This is a genomic window from Marinovum algicola (assembly GCF_900109145.1).
Taxonomy (GTDB): domain Bacteria; phylum Pseudomonadota; class Alphaproteobacteria; order Rhodobacterales; family Rhodobacteraceae; genus Marinovum; species Marinovum algicola.
The window spans coordinates 79,748-92,690 of the sequence record NZ_FNYY01000007.1 but is presented as its reverse complement, the minus strand read 5'-3'; the positions used below and the strand labels follow the sequence as shown (position 1 = coordinate 92,690).

Below are 12,943 nucleotides of genomic sequence, written 5' to 3'. Positions count from 1 at the left end.
CTCAGCGCTTCGGAAACACCGTGACAATCGCCAGGCCGGCGATCAGCAGCACCGCGCCCGCCAGCTTGGCGGGCGTCAGCACCTCGCCCACCACCACGGTCGCCAGCGCCCAGGCGGTCAGCGGCTCGATCAGCGCGAGGGTGACGGCGGTCGAGGCCGCGACCCGTCCCAGCCCCCAGGTGTAGAGCGCATAAGAGACGCCGGTGGCACAGATGCCGAGAAACAGCATCGCAGGCCAGATGCCCGGCGCCGCCAGCCACCCCAGCGGCACGATCAGGAAGACCGGCAGCACCGCGACGGCGGCAACGGTGAAGGTGGCGGCGGCCACGGTGGCCGAGGGCGCGCGCTGGCTGATGCGGCTGGTGGCCAGCGAATAGGCGGCATAAGCCGCGCCGCTCAGCGCCGCGAGGGCGACGCCGAACCCCGAGGCGCCGGCGTCCGCGCCCGACAGCACCAGCAACGCCGCGCCGCAGATCGAGATCGCCTGGCCGAAAGCACGCAGCCTGTCGGGCAACTGGCGTTTGATACCGATCTCATAGGCGGTGACCCAGAGCGGCGCCGAGCCGATGGCGATGGCCGTGCCGACCCCCACGCCGGTCTCGAAAACCGCCCAGAAAAACAACAGGTTATAAAGCCCGATCGCCAGCCCGGCAAAGATCACCACCGCCGGCGGCAAATCGCGAAAGGCCCGCCGGCTCTCAGGGCGCAGCGCCGCCAGAAAGATCAGCGCGGCGGCGCCGAAGGAGAGCCGCAGCGCCGCGACCACAAGTGGCTGCTTGCCCTCCGGCAACAGCGCCTGAACCGTGCCGGTGGTGCCCCAGAGCGCCGCCGCGGCGATCACCGCCGCGATGCCCATCATCCGTCCGCCCCGTGTCATGCCGCTGCCCCGCCAGAATGCCTTTTACCGCTGCCTATCGGGCCTGCGGCGGCGCGGCAATGCGCAAGATCTCAGCCAAGGCTTTCGGCAAATGCGGTGAAGTCTGCCAGCGCCGCCGGATCGGCCTCTTGCCCGGTGAAGCCCAGCAGATAGCCCCGGGTGCGCGCCACCCGGTCGGCCATCGGCTCGGTCTGGTCAAGCGCGTGATAGCCGAGCTGCATGAAATAGAGGATGCGGGCGCGGACATCGGCCTCGTAGCTGTCATATCCGTACCGTGCAAACATCGCGGTGACCGCCTTGATCCGGGCCTTGTCGGCCAGATCGATGCGGCGGCGCACCTGGCCGTCGCGGCGCGACCATTCGCGGATGGCGAAATCCAGCCCCTGATCGAAATGCGCCGGATCCATGAAACAGCGGAAGAAATTGCAGATCGCACCGGTGATCGTCGCCGCGGGCGCGGCACAATGGGCCTCGATCCGGGCGGTGTTGCGCGCCTCCCAATCGTCGAGCAATTGCGACAGAAGATCCTTGCGGCTCTTGAAATACCAGTAAAAGCTCGAGCGCGAGACCTCGAGCCGGGTGCCGATGGCCAGCACCTTGACCTCGGCCACACCATCGGTCACCAGAATATCGCGCGCCACGTTGAGCCAATCCTCGCGGGTGACCTTTATATGGCCGACCAGCGGCTCCTTGTCGGGATCGTCGCGGTGCAGCACCGGGCCGTTTGCCATGCGCTTGCCTCAGCTTTCCGGCGGCGCGCCGCCTTCGGCGCTGCGTCTGGTGATATAGGCGTGCAAGGCGGCGACGCGGGCGGGGTCGGTCCCGGGGCGTTTGCCGGCCGCGAGAATGCCCTGCCAGATGCCAGTGGCGCGTTCGGTGGCGTTCTGGCTGCCGGTTTCCTGCCAGCGGCCGTAATTCGACCAATCGGCGACCAGCGGCTGATAGAACTGGGTCTGATAGCGTTCCATGGTATGGGCGCAGCCAAAGAAATGGCCGCCCGGCTGCACCTCGGCCAGGGCATCGAGCGCCAGCTCCGCATCGGCGGCGGATGTGGGCGTGCAGAGTTCGGCCACCATTTGCAGAACCTCCATATCGGTGATCAGCTTTTCATAGCCCAGCGTCAGCCCGCCTTCCAGCCAGCCCGCCGCATGGATCACCACCGTCGCGCCGGACAGCAGGCAGCCCCAGAGGCCGAATTGCGTTTCATTCGCCGCCTGCGCATCCGCCGCCGCCCCGGCCGCGCCGCTGGCGCAGCGCCATGGCAGGCCGATGTGTCGCGCCAACTGGCCGGCGACCAGCGAGGCGGTGAAATGCTCGGGCGTGCCAAAGGCCGGCGCGCCGGATTTCATGTCGACGTTCGAGGTGAAGGTGCCATAGAGCACCGGCGCGCCGGGCAGCGCCAGCTGGTTGAGGGTAATCGCGGCCAGCGCCTCGGCATGGCTCAGCGTCATGGCACCGGCCACGGTGATCGGCGCCATCGCCCCCATCAGGGTAAACGGCGTGACAATCACCATCTGGCCATGGCGGGCAAAATCGATCAGTCCCTGGGCCATGGGAATATCGATCTGGCGCGGCGAATTGGTATTGATGACGGTGTAGCTCCAGGGCTCGGCGGCAAAAGCCGCGTCCGACAGCCCCCTGAAATCGCGGATCATCTCGAAGCTCTCGCGGACCTGCGGGCTGCCGCGGCCATAGACGAAAGGCGATTTGTCCATCAATGTGAGTTGCGCCTCGATCATGAAGTAATGGCGCAAACTGGGGGCAATGTCCTGCGGCTCGAGCAGCGCCGAGACCATTTGCAGCGCGTCGAAATGATGGGTGAGCTGCACCAGCTCGCGGAAATCGCGGCCGGTGCCGGGGCGGCGGCCGCGCAACCGGTCGGAGGCATGCGGCGTGCCGCCGCCGGGCTGAAACACCAGCCGGCCAAGCTCCAGCGTCACATCGCGCTCGGGTCGGCCGCCCTTCATCACCACACGGCGCGGCGCCGTGGCCAGCGCGGCGCGCACGATCTCGCGGCCGATGCGCACCATCTGGCTTTCGTCATCGACGCTTGCACCGGCGGACTTCAAAATCTGTCGCGCCTCAGGCAGCAGCACCTTGATGCCGGCGGTTTCCAGAAGGTTCAGCGCCGCCGTGTGGATCGCCGCGATCCGGTCGTCGGAAAAGGCCTTCATGATCGGGAACGGGCTGCGCAGCTCGGTGTAATCGATCTGGCGGTGATGCGCTTCTGCGCCGCGAGGGGCGCGCTTGCGGCGGCGAGATTTGGTCTGATCGCTCATCATGCCCTCATTGCCTTGCCTTGCGGGTCATAGGGCGAAGGCGCGATCACCCGCGCCGCCCGCGCCTTGCCCACCACATGCACCGTCAGGTCGGTGCCCACATTCGCCGCCTCGCGGTCCAGCATCGCCATCGCCAGCGACCGGCCGACGGAATGGCCATAGCCGCCCGAGGTGACGTAGCCCGCCAGCCGGTCGCCCTGCCACACCGGCTCGTAGCCGCTGGCGTCGGCGTCTTCGGCATCGATCGCCAGCGTGGCGATCACCCGGGCCGGGCCGTTGCCATCGCGTTCGGCGCGGGCCGCATCACTTCCGAAGAACTCTTTCGACCAGTCGATCCAGCGGTCCATGCCGGTCTGTGCCGGGGTGTAGATCTGGGTAAATTCGCGCGACCAGATACCAAAGCTCTTTTCCAGCCTCAGGCTGCCGAGCGCCTCATAGCCGATTTCGCGTATCCCGAGGTCCGCCCCCGCCGCCAGCAGCATGCGGCGCAGCGCGACATGTTCGGCGGCGGTGCAATTGATCTCGTAGCCCAGCGCGCCACTGACCGAGAGCCGGCCGACATGGGCGCGGATCAGCCCGATGTCGAAGCGCCCGCAGCCCATGAAGGGCAGCTCGGAAATCGGACCTTCGGTGAGCTGTTCCAGCACCCGGCGGCTGTTCGGGCCGGAAAGCGAAAACCCCACCACCGCATCCGAAATGTCGCGCAGCGCCACCCCGGGGCGCGCATGATCGGCAAACCAGCGCATGTGCCATTCACGCAGGTAGTAGCTGCCCATGATCCACCAGATGCCATCGCCCCAGTTGAACACCGTCAGATCGCCCTTGAGCCGTCCGCTGGGCGAGAGCATCGGCGCCAGCCGGGTGCGGCCCGGCCCCGGCAGCCGACCGGCCAGCAGGTGATCGAGCCAGGCGGCGGCCTCCGGCCCCGTCACCTCGAAACGCGAAAAGCCCGAAATATCCAGCAGCCCCACGGCCTCGCGCGTGGCGCGCACCTCTTGGGCCACCAGATCGAAGGCATTGGAACGGCGCAGGCTCGGATGTTCCTCGAACCCCTCGGGCGCAAAGTAGAGCGGCACCTCCAGCCCCCAGCTCTCGCCCCAGCGGGCGCCGGCGGCACGCATGGCGTCATGCGCCGGGGCCATCTTGAGCGGCCGGCCGGCCGGCAGTTGCTCGTTGGGATAGGTCATCACGAAGCGGCGGGAATAGAACTGGCCGGTGGTTTCGCGGATATAGGTCTTGTTCGCCGCGTAGTCGCCGTAGCGCGCGACATCCATGCCAAAGACATCGGCCTCGGTCTCGCCGTGGATCATCCATTCCGCCAGCGATTTGCCGACACCGCCGCCTTGCAGGAACCCGGCCATGACCGCGCAGGCGCACCAATAGCCGGGCTTGCCGCGCACCGGCCCGACCAACGGGTTGCCATCCGGCGAAAAGGTAAAGGCGCCATGCACCCAGGTCTTGACGCCGACGCTTTCCAGCACCGGGAAACGTTTGAAGACGTGGCACAGCTCGCTTTCGATCCGGTCGGGTTCCTCCTGCAACAGCTCGACCCCGTAATTCCAGGGTGCGCCGTCCATCATCCAGTGCTTGGGGGTCAGCTCATAGATCCCCACCAGCATCCCCTGCTGATCCTGCCGCGAATAGGTAAAGCCTTCGAGATCGACGCACATCGGCAGTTCCCGCTCCAGCCCCTGCAATTGCGGGATGGTGTCGGTGATCAGGTAATGATGCGCCAGCGGCGAGACCGGCAGCTCGACCCCGGCCATCCGCCCGACCTGCTTGGCCCAGAGCCCGCCGGCGTTGACCACATGTTCGCAGCTCACGGTGCCCTGCTCGGTCACCACCTGCCAGCCGCCGGGCACCTGATGCAGTTCGAGCACGCGGTTCTTCTCGATCACCTCGGCGCCGCGCTTTTTCGCGGCGATGGCATAGGCATGCACCGTGCCGGTGGTATCGACATACCCTTCGCGGTCGGCCCACATGCCGCCGAGGATGCCCTCGGTGTTGAGCACCGGCGAGAGCTGCGCCGCCTCGTCGGGGGTAATAAGGTGCACGTCGTCGATGCCGATGGATTGAAAGGTGCGGTAATTGGCCTGCAACCATTCCCAACGGTCGGGGGTGCCGGCCAGATGCATGCCACCGGTCATATGCATGCCGATGGACTGGCCGCTTTCGGCCTCGACCTCTGACAGCAGGTCGATGGTATAGCCTTGCAGCGCCGCGATATTTGGATCGGCGTTCAAGGCATGAAAGCCCCCAGCCGCATGCCAGCTCGACCCTGCGGTCAGCACGTCGCGCTCGATCAGGCAGACATCGGTCCAGCCATACCGGGCCAGATGATAGAGCACCGAGGCGCCCACGACGCCTCCCCCGATCACGACCACGCGGTATTGCGATTTCATGGCGCTCTCCCTGGCTGTCAGGGCGACGGTAGGACGGGTCTCTGATTCCGTCTAGACATTTTTGTCCAATGCTCTCGCGATGCCTTCAGCGACGCTGCGGCGACGCGAACAAATCGCCAGCCGGGGCTTTTCCCGTCGGGGCAAATCGCCTAGACGTCGCCGCGCGGGACGACAACCGGGCGAGATCATGAGCTACACCATTCTGGAACGCTGCGAGGCCAAGGGCCTGCGCATGACCGGCCAGCGACGGGTCATTGCGGCAGTGCTGGAAGACAGCGACGATCACCCGGACGTCGAAGAGCTTTATGCCCGCGCCTCGGCCCGCGACGCGGCGATTTCCATCGCCACGGTCTATCGCACGGTGAAACTGTTCGAAGAGGCTGGCATTCTGGAAAAGCACGAATTCGGCGACGGCCGGGCGCGCTATGAAGATGCCGAGCGCGACCACCACGACCATCTGATCGACATGAACTCGGGCGCGGTGATCGAATTCGTCGATCCCGAGATCGAGGCCTTGCAGGAAAAGATCGCCGAAAAGCTGGGTTATCGGCTCAAGGGGCACCGGCTCGAGCTCTATGGGGTGCCGCTCAAGAAGTAAGCGCCTTGGCTTCCCGCTGTGCAGAGGATAGTCAGGGCGGGATACTTAACATTGAAAGTAAGCTGATGCAGGTGCTGCGCGCGATCCTTTTCATGACGGCGTCGATGGCCTGCCTCGCGCTGAGCGATCTGTTCATCAAGCTTTCGGCGCAAAGCCTGCCGCCCGGGCAGGTGATGTTCTTTCTCAGCCTTGGCGGCACGCTTCTGTTCATGCTGATCGCGGCACTGCGCGGCATCCCGCTTGTCAGCCCGGCGTTCTGGCATCCGACCGTGATGTCCCGCAACCTGGCCGAGGTGCTCGCGGCCTTGGGGATGGTGACCGGCATCGCCTGGACACCGCTGCCGATGGTGGCGGCGATCATGCAGACTACGCCCCTGCTTGTCACCCTGGGCGCGGCGCTGTTTCTGGGCGAGGCCGTGGGCTGGCGCCGCTGGGCCGCGATCCTGGCCGGGCTGGTCGGCATGCTGCTGGTGATCCGGCCGGGCATGGCGGGGTTCGAGCCGGCGGCGCTTCTGGTGGCGCTTGGCGCCTGTGGGCTGGCGGCACGCGATCTTCTGACGCGACGGGTGCCGGCGGCGATCAATTCGCTGACCCTCTCGACCTGGGGATTTGGCGCGACGGTGCCGGCAGGGCTGGTGCTGATGCTGATCATGGGGCCGGACTGGAGCACCGGCGGCGGCGGATTTGCCTATATCGGCGTGGCCGTGGTGGTCACCACCTCGGGCTATTACCTCGTCACCGCCGCGATGCGGCTTGCGCCGGCGGCCATCGTCTCGCCGTTCCGCTACAGCCGGCTGGTCTTTACCATGGGGCTTGGCGTGATCGTCCTGGGCGACCGGCCCGATACGCTGACGCTGCTGGGCGCGGCGATCATCCTGATCTCCGGCCTCTACACCTTTTTCCGCGAACGACAGCTGGCCAGGGCGCCGGTCCAGGCCCCGGCCTGAGCAAGATTCGCGACAGGCCGCCCTGCCCGCACCATACGCAGGGCCTGCCGCAAGGGCAGCAGCGCGGCGTTGCGCTGCAACGGCGCACTTGTTAGCGCTAACCAAACTGGTTCCCAAAGCCCGAGGCCTCTGTTAAGGAGGCACCAACTTTATCGTCATGAGGGACATGCCCATGAGCACTATCATTGATATCCATGCACGCGAAATTCTCGACAGCCGCGGCAACCCGACCGTCGAAGTCGACGTCACCCTGGAAGACGGCACCATCGGCCGCGCCGCTGTGCCCTCGGGCGCCTCGACCGGCGCCTATGAGGCCGTCGAAAAACGTGACGGCGACAAGGCCCGCTACATGGGCAAGGGCGTTCTCGAAGCCGTGGCCGCGGTCAATGGCGAGATCGCCGACGAGATCGTCGGCATGGATGCGACCGAACAGGTCTCGATCGACCTGGCGATGTGCGAGCTCGACGGCACCGACAACAAGGGCCGGCTCGGCGCCAATGCCATCCTTGGCGTGTCGCTGGCAGTGGCCAAGGCGGCCGCAGATTACACCGCGCAGCCGCTCTTCCGCTATGTCGGCGGCACCTCGGCTCGTGTCCTGCCGGTGCCGATGATGAACATCATCAACGGCGGCGAACATGCCGACAATCCGATCGACATCCAGGAATTCATGATCATGCCGGTCGCCGCGGAGAACATCCGCGACGCGGTGCGCATGGGGTCCGAAGTGTTCCACACCCTGAAGAAAGAGCTCTCGGCCGCCGGCATGTCGACCGGCCTCGGCGACGAAGGCGGTTTCGCGCCCGAGCTGGGCTCGACCCGCGAGGCGCTCGACTTCATCCTCAAGTCGATCGAGAAGGCCGGCTACAAGCCCGGCGAAGACATCTATCTCGCCATGGATTGCGCCGCGACCGAATACTTCAAGGACGGCAAATACCAGATGAAGGGCGAAGGCAAATCGCTGACGTCCGAGGAAAATGCCGACTATCTTGCCGCGCTCTGCAACGACTACCCGATCATCTCGATCGAGGACGGCATGTCCGAGGACGACTGGGACGGCTGGAAAATCCTCACCGACAAGCTGGGCGACAAGATCCAGCTTGTGGGCGATGACCTGTTCGTCACCAACCCGACCCGCCTGGCCGACGGCATCGAACGCGGCGTGGCAAACTCGATGCTGGTCAAGGTGAACCAGATCGGCTCGCTCACCGAGACGCTGAAGGCGGTCGATATGGCCCACCGCGCGCGCTATACCAACGTGATGTCGCACCGTTCGGGCGAAACCGAGGACGCCACCATTGCCGATCTCGCCGTGGCCACCAACTGCGGCCAGATCAAGACCGGCTCGCTGGCGCGCTCGGACCGGCTGGCCAAATACAACCAGCTGATCCGCATCGAAGAGATGCTGGGCGAGACGGCGGAATATGCCGGGCGGTCGATTCTGAAGAAATAACCTTTTGCCGCCTCGGGTGGCATGGGTCTAGGGTCTCTCTATTCGCTTGGAGAGGCCCTTTTTGTTGCCGGACCTACGGATCATATCGCCCCGCACCCCCGCCGAGCTCGAGGCGGTCCGACAGCTGTGCTGGGAGTACCGGGCCTATCTGATGTCGCTCTCGGCCTTTGACGCCGAACTGGTCACCCTGTTCTACCCCGAGGCCAAATATGCCGCGCTGATGGAGCAGATCGCCGAGAGCCATGCGCCGCCGCACGGCTTCATCAGATTGGCAATGCTGGGCGAATCATCCGTAGGGTGCGGAATGGTGCATTCGCTCTCCCCAAGGTCGGCCGAAATCAAGCGAGTCTATGTCACAGACACCACCAGAGGCATAGGCGCAGGCTATGCACTCATGCAGTCCTTGATCGCAGAATGTCGGAGATTGCACTTTGAACGTATCCTGATGGATACGTCCAAACCGCTTGTTGCGGCGCAGAGGCTCTATCTGTCGCTCGGCTTTCGCCTGCGCGGCCCCTATCAACCGGTGCCCCCCGAAGCCGAGGGGCACCTGCTGTACTTTGAAATGACGCTTTAGCAGGGCGCCTTGTAGTAGGTCCCGTCGCCACGCGCGTAGGCGCAGCTGCCGGTGGCGGTGTTCTGCGCCACGACCGTCCCTGCCGCCGCGCCGGCCAGAGCCGAGATCAGGCGCCAGTTGTCATCAGCCTCGAGAGCGGAGGCCGCGATAAGGCCCGCTGCCGCGCCGCCGGTCACACCAACGACAGAACGTTGCTCAGGTGTCAGGGACTCGCAGGCCGCGAGGCCAGTGAGCGCAAAGGCCGCAGCCGCAATACTTGGGAGTTTCATCTGTGTCTCCTGGTTCCAGTGTTGATGACCCCGAACCTAGTGCCGCTGCGCGTCGGGGCCAGCCGGATTATGCCGCCAAGCGCGTTTTTGCGTAAAAACTTTTATGGTCGGCGAAACCCCGCCGAAACCGCTTTGGCCAAAGCGAAATAGTCAATCGGCTGACGTGCCGAATACCCACGTCAACATCTATAGGCAGAGACTATCATTGGTAATTCAGTGCAACTTACAAATTAGCCAAAGCGCCTCGACACAATCGATACAACCTGTGCGGTCGCTAAATCAGCCTGATTTACATATTGCGTGACGCGAACGCCACGGTAATCAATGTAACATCAATACCAACAACTGTTTAAAATCAACGTATTAACTCAAGTCCGCCGTTACTTCACATATTAAACAGCATCTGACATGCACCTTTTTGGTTGAATTGCTAATTTTGTTAAATATGATGAACTCAACTAAAAGATAACAAGATCCTACCGAGGCAGTGATGAAATACGAACGCTACATGACACTTCTGTTGCGTCTGTTCTGTGGGTACACGCTCCTGCTGTGTGCCCTCACGACAATCGGCGTTTACCGGGGGCCGTTTTCCCATTCATGGATGAACTTCGACTACGTGTCGCAGTTTCGCTTCATGACCGTCCCCCTCGTCCTGCTGATCCTGATCTTCGCACTGTGGCTGATGCTGGGCATCCGCACCCGCATCATCGCCTTTTCGTCGATGGTCCTGATCACGGTGTTGATCCTGTTTGATTTTACCGCCCCCTATGCTGTCTACGGTCCGGCGGCCGTCTGGGAATTCCTGCATGCCACAGGCTTCCTCTTCGCGCTGCTGATCCTGACAATCCAGGGCGGTGGCGAGACGGCCCTTGTCCGTGGTGGTTGGCAAGGCCTGTTCTAGCCTTCCCCGGCCGGAACCTTTTTTTACCACCAGCTCTACTAACTTGGACGGGATATATTCCCGTCCATTTTTCGTTTGGGCCTGCGCTTGCTCCGGCCCCTTCGGGCCAGGCCGGAGACGGCCACAGGCGCCGGTGCCCTGCCGGCGCCCAAGGACCGCGCCCCGCCACAACGACGCCAAGACCGCGGCGCCGGGCGACTGGGGACCTGAAATTTTGGAAATGATCATGTGCGGCCGCGCCGCATGGGCCAGATCGGGGCCACCCCGGTCCTGCCGAGGCGTGGCCCGGCCGGTGCGGGACCGGCCGGGTCTGGCGGCGCTCAGCCGCGGTGTTTCAGGACGTATTCCACCAACTGGCGGGTCGAGCCGTCCTTGCTCTCGGCGCTTTCCTCGCCGGCGACGATCGGGCCCAGCGCGGTGGCCAGCTCCTTGCCCAGTTCGACGCCCCATTGGTCGTAGGAGTTGATGTCGAGAATGACGCCTTCGACAAAGACCCGATGCTCGTAAAGCGCCACGATTTGGCCGAGTATCTCGGGCGTCAGCTGCGGATAGATCAGCGTGGTCGAGGGCCGGTTGCCGGGAAAGACCCGGTGCCGTGCCTGCCGTTCCATCTCGTCGCCCTCGAACTTGCCGGCCACCTTCTCGCGCGCCTCGTCGAGCGTGCGGCCGCGCATCAGCGCCTCGGATTGCGCCAGGCAATTGGCGACCAGAAGTTGATGGTGATGCGCCAGCTCGGGCTCATGACCTTCGGCGGCGACCAGAAACTCGCAGGGAATGACCCGCGTGCCCTGGTGAATGAGCTGATAGAAGGCGTGCTGACCGTTGGTCCCCGGCTCGCCCCAGACCACCGGCCCGGAATTGTGGCCAAGGTCCGATCCGTCAATGGCGACGCTCTTGCCGTTGCTCTCCATCTCGAGCTGTTGCAAGTAGGCCGGCAGGCGCACAAGCCGGTTGTCATAGGGCAGGACCGCGCGGGTGGCGTGGCCCAGCACCTGGTTGTGCCAGATCCCCACCAGCGCCAGCAGCACCGGCATGTTCTCGGCAAACTCCGCCTCCTTGAAGTGCCGATCCATCGCCTGGCCGCCACGCAGGAAGGCGCGGAAGGCATCGGAGCCGATGCCGATCATCAGCGACAGGCCAATCGGACCCCAGACGGAATAACGCCCGCCAACCCAATCCTCGAAGCCGAAGACGCGGGCCGGGTCGATGCCGAAAGCGCCGGTCTTTTCCTGATCCGTGCTCAGCGCCGCGAATTGCGCCGCCGGATCCGAGACCTTTTCCGACATCCAGGCTCGCGCGGTGCGGGCATTGGTCATCGTCTCGATGGTGGTAAAGGTCTTGGACGCCACGATCACCAGCGTGGTTTCCGGGTTCAGCCCGCGCAGCGTATCGGCAATGTCGGCGCCGTCGACGTTCGACACATAGTGCACCCGCGGGCCGTCCGCATATGGCGCAAGCGCCTTGTAGGCCATCACCGGCCCCAGATCCGATCCGCCGATGCCGATGTTGACCACATCGGTGATCGCGCCGCCCTGCCCCCGGAAGCTGCCGTCGCGCACCTGGCCGGCAAAGTCGCTCATCCGGTCCAGCGTCTTCAGGACGCCGGGCATGACATCCTCGCCGTCGACCGCCACCGGCGCGCCGTCGAGGTTGCGCAGCGCGGTATGAAGCACGGCGCGGCCTTCGGTTTCATTGATCTTCGCGCCCGAGAACATCGCATCGCGCTTGGTTGCGACGCCGGCGTTTTCGGCCAGTTCGAGCAGCGCCGCAAGCGTGGCGGCGTCAATGTTGGTCTTGGAAAAATCAAACAGGGTCTGGTCGAAACTGGTAGAGAAGGCCTCCGCGCGCCCGGGGTCTTCGAACAGCTCGGTGATTTTACGGGTCTCGGCGTCCTGCGCCAGAGACTTCAGCTTGGTCCACATGAATTCCATGTCCTTCGTAAGGCCGGTTGATCTGTTCAGGGCGCCCAATGCACCTGGGCCTGCGACAGCACGGCCGCCACCGGCGCTTCGCTGGGCTTGAGGTGGCGGGCACGTTCCAGCGCCTCGCGCTTTTCCGCGCCAAAGATGATGATGTGCTTGGACATGGCCCCATCGAGCACCGGCGCGGTCAGGGTAATCCGCGGCTCGGGCGCGCCGGGGGCACGCATTGCCATCAGCGCCGGCGCCTTGGGATCGAGCGCCTCGGCCAGCTTGTCGGCGCCGGGAAAGAGCGAGGCGGTGTGCATGTCGGCCCCCATGCCCAGCACCAGCACCTGAATGGGCAGCCGCGGGGTGATATTGGCCTCGAGCTCTTCCAACCGTTCTTCGGGCGCATCGCCCGGCAGATAGAGCGGCAGATACCGCGCCGCCGCCGCCCGTTCGACCAGAAGCCGCTGCCGCAGCAGGCGGGTGTTGGAACGCTCGCTGTCCTCGGGCACCCAGCGCTCGTCAGAGAGCATGACGTCGACCCGGCTCCAATCGAGATCGGCGGCGCAGAGATCGTCGAAGATCGGCCCCGGCGTGGTGCCGCCCGGCACCGCCATCAGCACCCGGTCCTCGTGTTCCAGTGCCGCACGCAGCTCGCCGGCCAGTTTGTTGGCGACGTCGATCGCCAGCATTTCACGGTCAGGATAGTCGACGAAGTCCATGACATGTCCTT

12 protein-coding genes are annotated in these 12,943 nt (G+C 64.7%); 5 read left to right on the top strand and 7 right to left on the bottom strand.

The window, feature by feature from the left end:
* Nucleotide 1 precedes the first annotated feature (1 nt).
* From BMW90_RS11625 to BMW90_RS11610, 4 genes are all read right to left on the bottom strand, one after another.
* Nucleotides 2-877 (bottom strand): DMT family transporter, encoded by an 876-nt coding sequence (locus BMW90_RS11625; protein ID WP_074836679.1) that lies wholly within the window; start codon nt 875-877, stop codon nt 2-4.
* Nucleotides 878-948: 71 nt separating this feature from the next.
* Nucleotides 949-1,608 (bottom strand): TetR/AcrR family transcriptional regulator, encoded by a 660-nt coding sequence (locus tag BMW90_RS11620; RefSeq protein WP_074836678.1) that lies wholly within the window; start codon nt 1,606-1,608, stop codon nt 949-951.
* A 9-nt stretch (nt 1,609-1,617) separates the two neighbouring features.
* The gene (locus BMW90_RS11615; RefSeq protein ID WP_139211341.1) at nt 1,618-3,156 is read right to left on the bottom strand and encodes a trimethylamine methyltransferase family protein; all 1,539 of its coding nucleotides are present in this window, start codon (nt 3,154-3,156) and stop codon (nt 1,618-1,620) included.
* Nucleotides 3,156-5,558 (bottom strand): GcvT family protein, encoded by a 2,403-nt coding sequence (locus tag BMW90_RS11610; protein WP_074836676.1) that lies wholly within the window; start codon nt 5,556-5,558, stop codon nt 3,156-3,158. Before BMW90_RS11610 ends, BMW90_RS11615 begins: the two co-directional genes overlap by 1 nt.
* Nucleotides 5,559-5,745: 187 nt before the next feature.
* On the opposite strand from BMW90_RS11610, the gene BMW90_RS11605 reads away from it, so the two are divergent.
* The 4 genes from BMW90_RS11605 to BMW90_RS11590 all read left to right on the top strand — a co-directional run bounded on the left by BMW90_RS11605 (nt 5,746) and on the right by BMW90_RS11590 (nt 9,130).
* The gene (locus BMW90_RS11605) at nt 5,746-6,156 is read left to right on the top strand and encodes a Fur family transcriptional regulator (protein WP_048532048.1); all 411 of its coding nucleotides are present in this window, start codon (nt 5,746-5,748) and stop codon (nt 6,154-6,156) included.
* 65 nt (nt 6,157-6,221) lie between these two features.
* Nucleotides 6,222-7,103 carry a DMT family transporter gene (locus BMW90_RS11600; RefSeq protein WP_048532049.1) on the top strand — a complete coding sequence of 294 codons (882 nt, stop codon included), beginning with the start codon at nt 6,222-6,224 and terminating at the stop codon, nt 7,101-7,103.
* A gap of 172 nt (nt 7,104-7,275) precedes the next feature.
* On the top strand, nt 7,276-8,553 hold the full coding sequence (gene eno / locus BMW90_RS11595; RefSeq protein WP_074836675.1) for a phosphopyruvate hydratase: 1,278 nt from the start codon (nt 7,276-7,278) through the stop codon (nt 8,551-8,553).
* 151 nt (nt 8,554-8,704) lie between these two features.
* Nucleotides 8,705-9,130 (top strand): GNAT family N-acetyltransferase, encoded by a 426-nt coding sequence (locus BMW90_RS11590; protein ID WP_083416035.1) that lies wholly within the window; start codon nt 8,705-8,707, stop codon nt 9,128-9,130.
* On the opposite strand, the gene BMW90_RS11585 is transcribed toward BMW90_RS11590, so the two are convergent.
* Nucleotides 9,127-9,399 carry a glycine zipper 2TM domain-containing protein gene (locus BMW90_RS11585; protein ID WP_048532051.1) on the bottom strand — a complete coding sequence of 91 codons (273 nt, stop codon included), beginning with the start codon at nt 9,397-9,399 and terminating at the stop codon, nt 9,127-9,129. The two genes, BMW90_RS11590 and BMW90_RS11585, sit on opposite strands and share 4 nt — an antisense overlap.
* A 490-nt stretch (nt 9,400-9,889) precedes the next feature.
* On the opposite strand from BMW90_RS11585, the gene BMW90_RS11580 reads away from it, so the two are divergent.
* Nucleotides 9,890-10,303, top strand: a complete 414-nt coding sequence (locus tag BMW90_RS11580; protein WP_074836673.1) for a hypothetical protein — start codon at nt 9,890-9,892, stop codon at nt 10,301-10,303.
* Between the two features lie 320 nt (nt 10,304-10,623).
* On the opposite strand, the gene pgi is transcribed toward BMW90_RS11580, so the two are convergent.
* Together pgi and pgl are read right to left on the bottom strand one after the other, a co-directional pair.
* Entirely contained in the window at nt 10,624-12,225 is a 1,602-nt protein-coding gene (gene pgi / locus BMW90_RS11575) for a glucose-6-phosphate isomerase (protein ID WP_074836805.1), read from the bottom strand.
* 35 nt (nt 12,226-12,260) lie between these two features.
* Complete coding sequence (gene pgl, locus BMW90_RS11570; RefSeq protein WP_048532054.1) at nt 12,261-12,932, bottom strand: 6-phosphogluconolactonase; 672 nt, start codon at nt 12,930-12,932, stop codon at nt 12,261-12,263.
* Nucleotides 12,933-12,943 lie beyond the last annotated feature (11 nt).

Excerpts from the sequence above, each read along its gene's own strand:
- BMW90_RS11610 (WP_074836676.1), bottom strand. The coding sequence starts at position 5,558 with ATGAAATCGCAATACCGCGTGGTCGTGATCGGGGGAGGCGTCGTGGGC.
- BMW90_RS11580 (WP_074836673.1), top strand. The coding sequence starts at position 9,890 with ATGAAATACGAACGCTACATGACACTTCTGTTGCGTCTGTTCTGTGGG.
- BMW90_RS11600 (WP_048532049.1), top strand. The coding sequence starts at position 6,222 with ATGCAGGTGCTGCGCGCGATCCTTTTCATGACGGCGTCGATGGCCTGC.
- eno (WP_074836675.1), top strand. The coding sequence starts at position 7,276 with ATGAGCACTATCATTGATATCCATGCACGCGAAATTCTCGACAGCCGC.
- BMW90_RS11585 (WP_048532051.1), bottom strand. The coding sequence starts at position 9,399 with ATGAAACTCCCAAGTATTGCGGCTGCGGCCTTTGCGCTCACTGGCCTC.
- BMW90_RS11620 (WP_074836678.1), bottom strand. The coding sequence starts at position 1,608 with ATGGCAAACGGCCCGGTGCTGCACCGCGACGATCCCGACAAGGAGCCG.
- BMW90_RS11605 (WP_048532048.1), top strand. The coding sequence starts at position 5,746 with ATGAGCTACACCATTCTGGAACGCTGCGAGGCCAAGGGCCTGCGCATG.
- BMW90_RS11590 (WP_083416035.1), top strand. The coding sequence starts at position 8,705 with ATGTCGCTCTCGGCCTTTGACGCCGAACTGGTCACCCTGTTCTACCCC.
- pgi (WP_074836805.1), bottom strand. The coding sequence starts at position 12,225 with ATGTGGACCAAGCTGAAGTCTCTGGCGCAGGACGCCGAGACCCGTAAA.
- pgl (WP_048532054.1), bottom strand. The coding sequence starts at position 12,932 with ATGGACTTCGTCGACTATCCTGACCGTGAAATGCTGGCGATCGACGTC.
- BMW90_RS11625 (WP_074836679.1), bottom strand. The coding sequence starts at position 877 with ATGACACGGGGCGGACGGATGATGGGCATCGCGGCGGTGATCGCCGCG.
- BMW90_RS11615 (WP_139211341.1), bottom strand. The coding sequence starts at position 3,156 with ATGAGCGATCAGACCAAATCTCGCCGCCGCAAGCGCGCCCCTCGCGGC.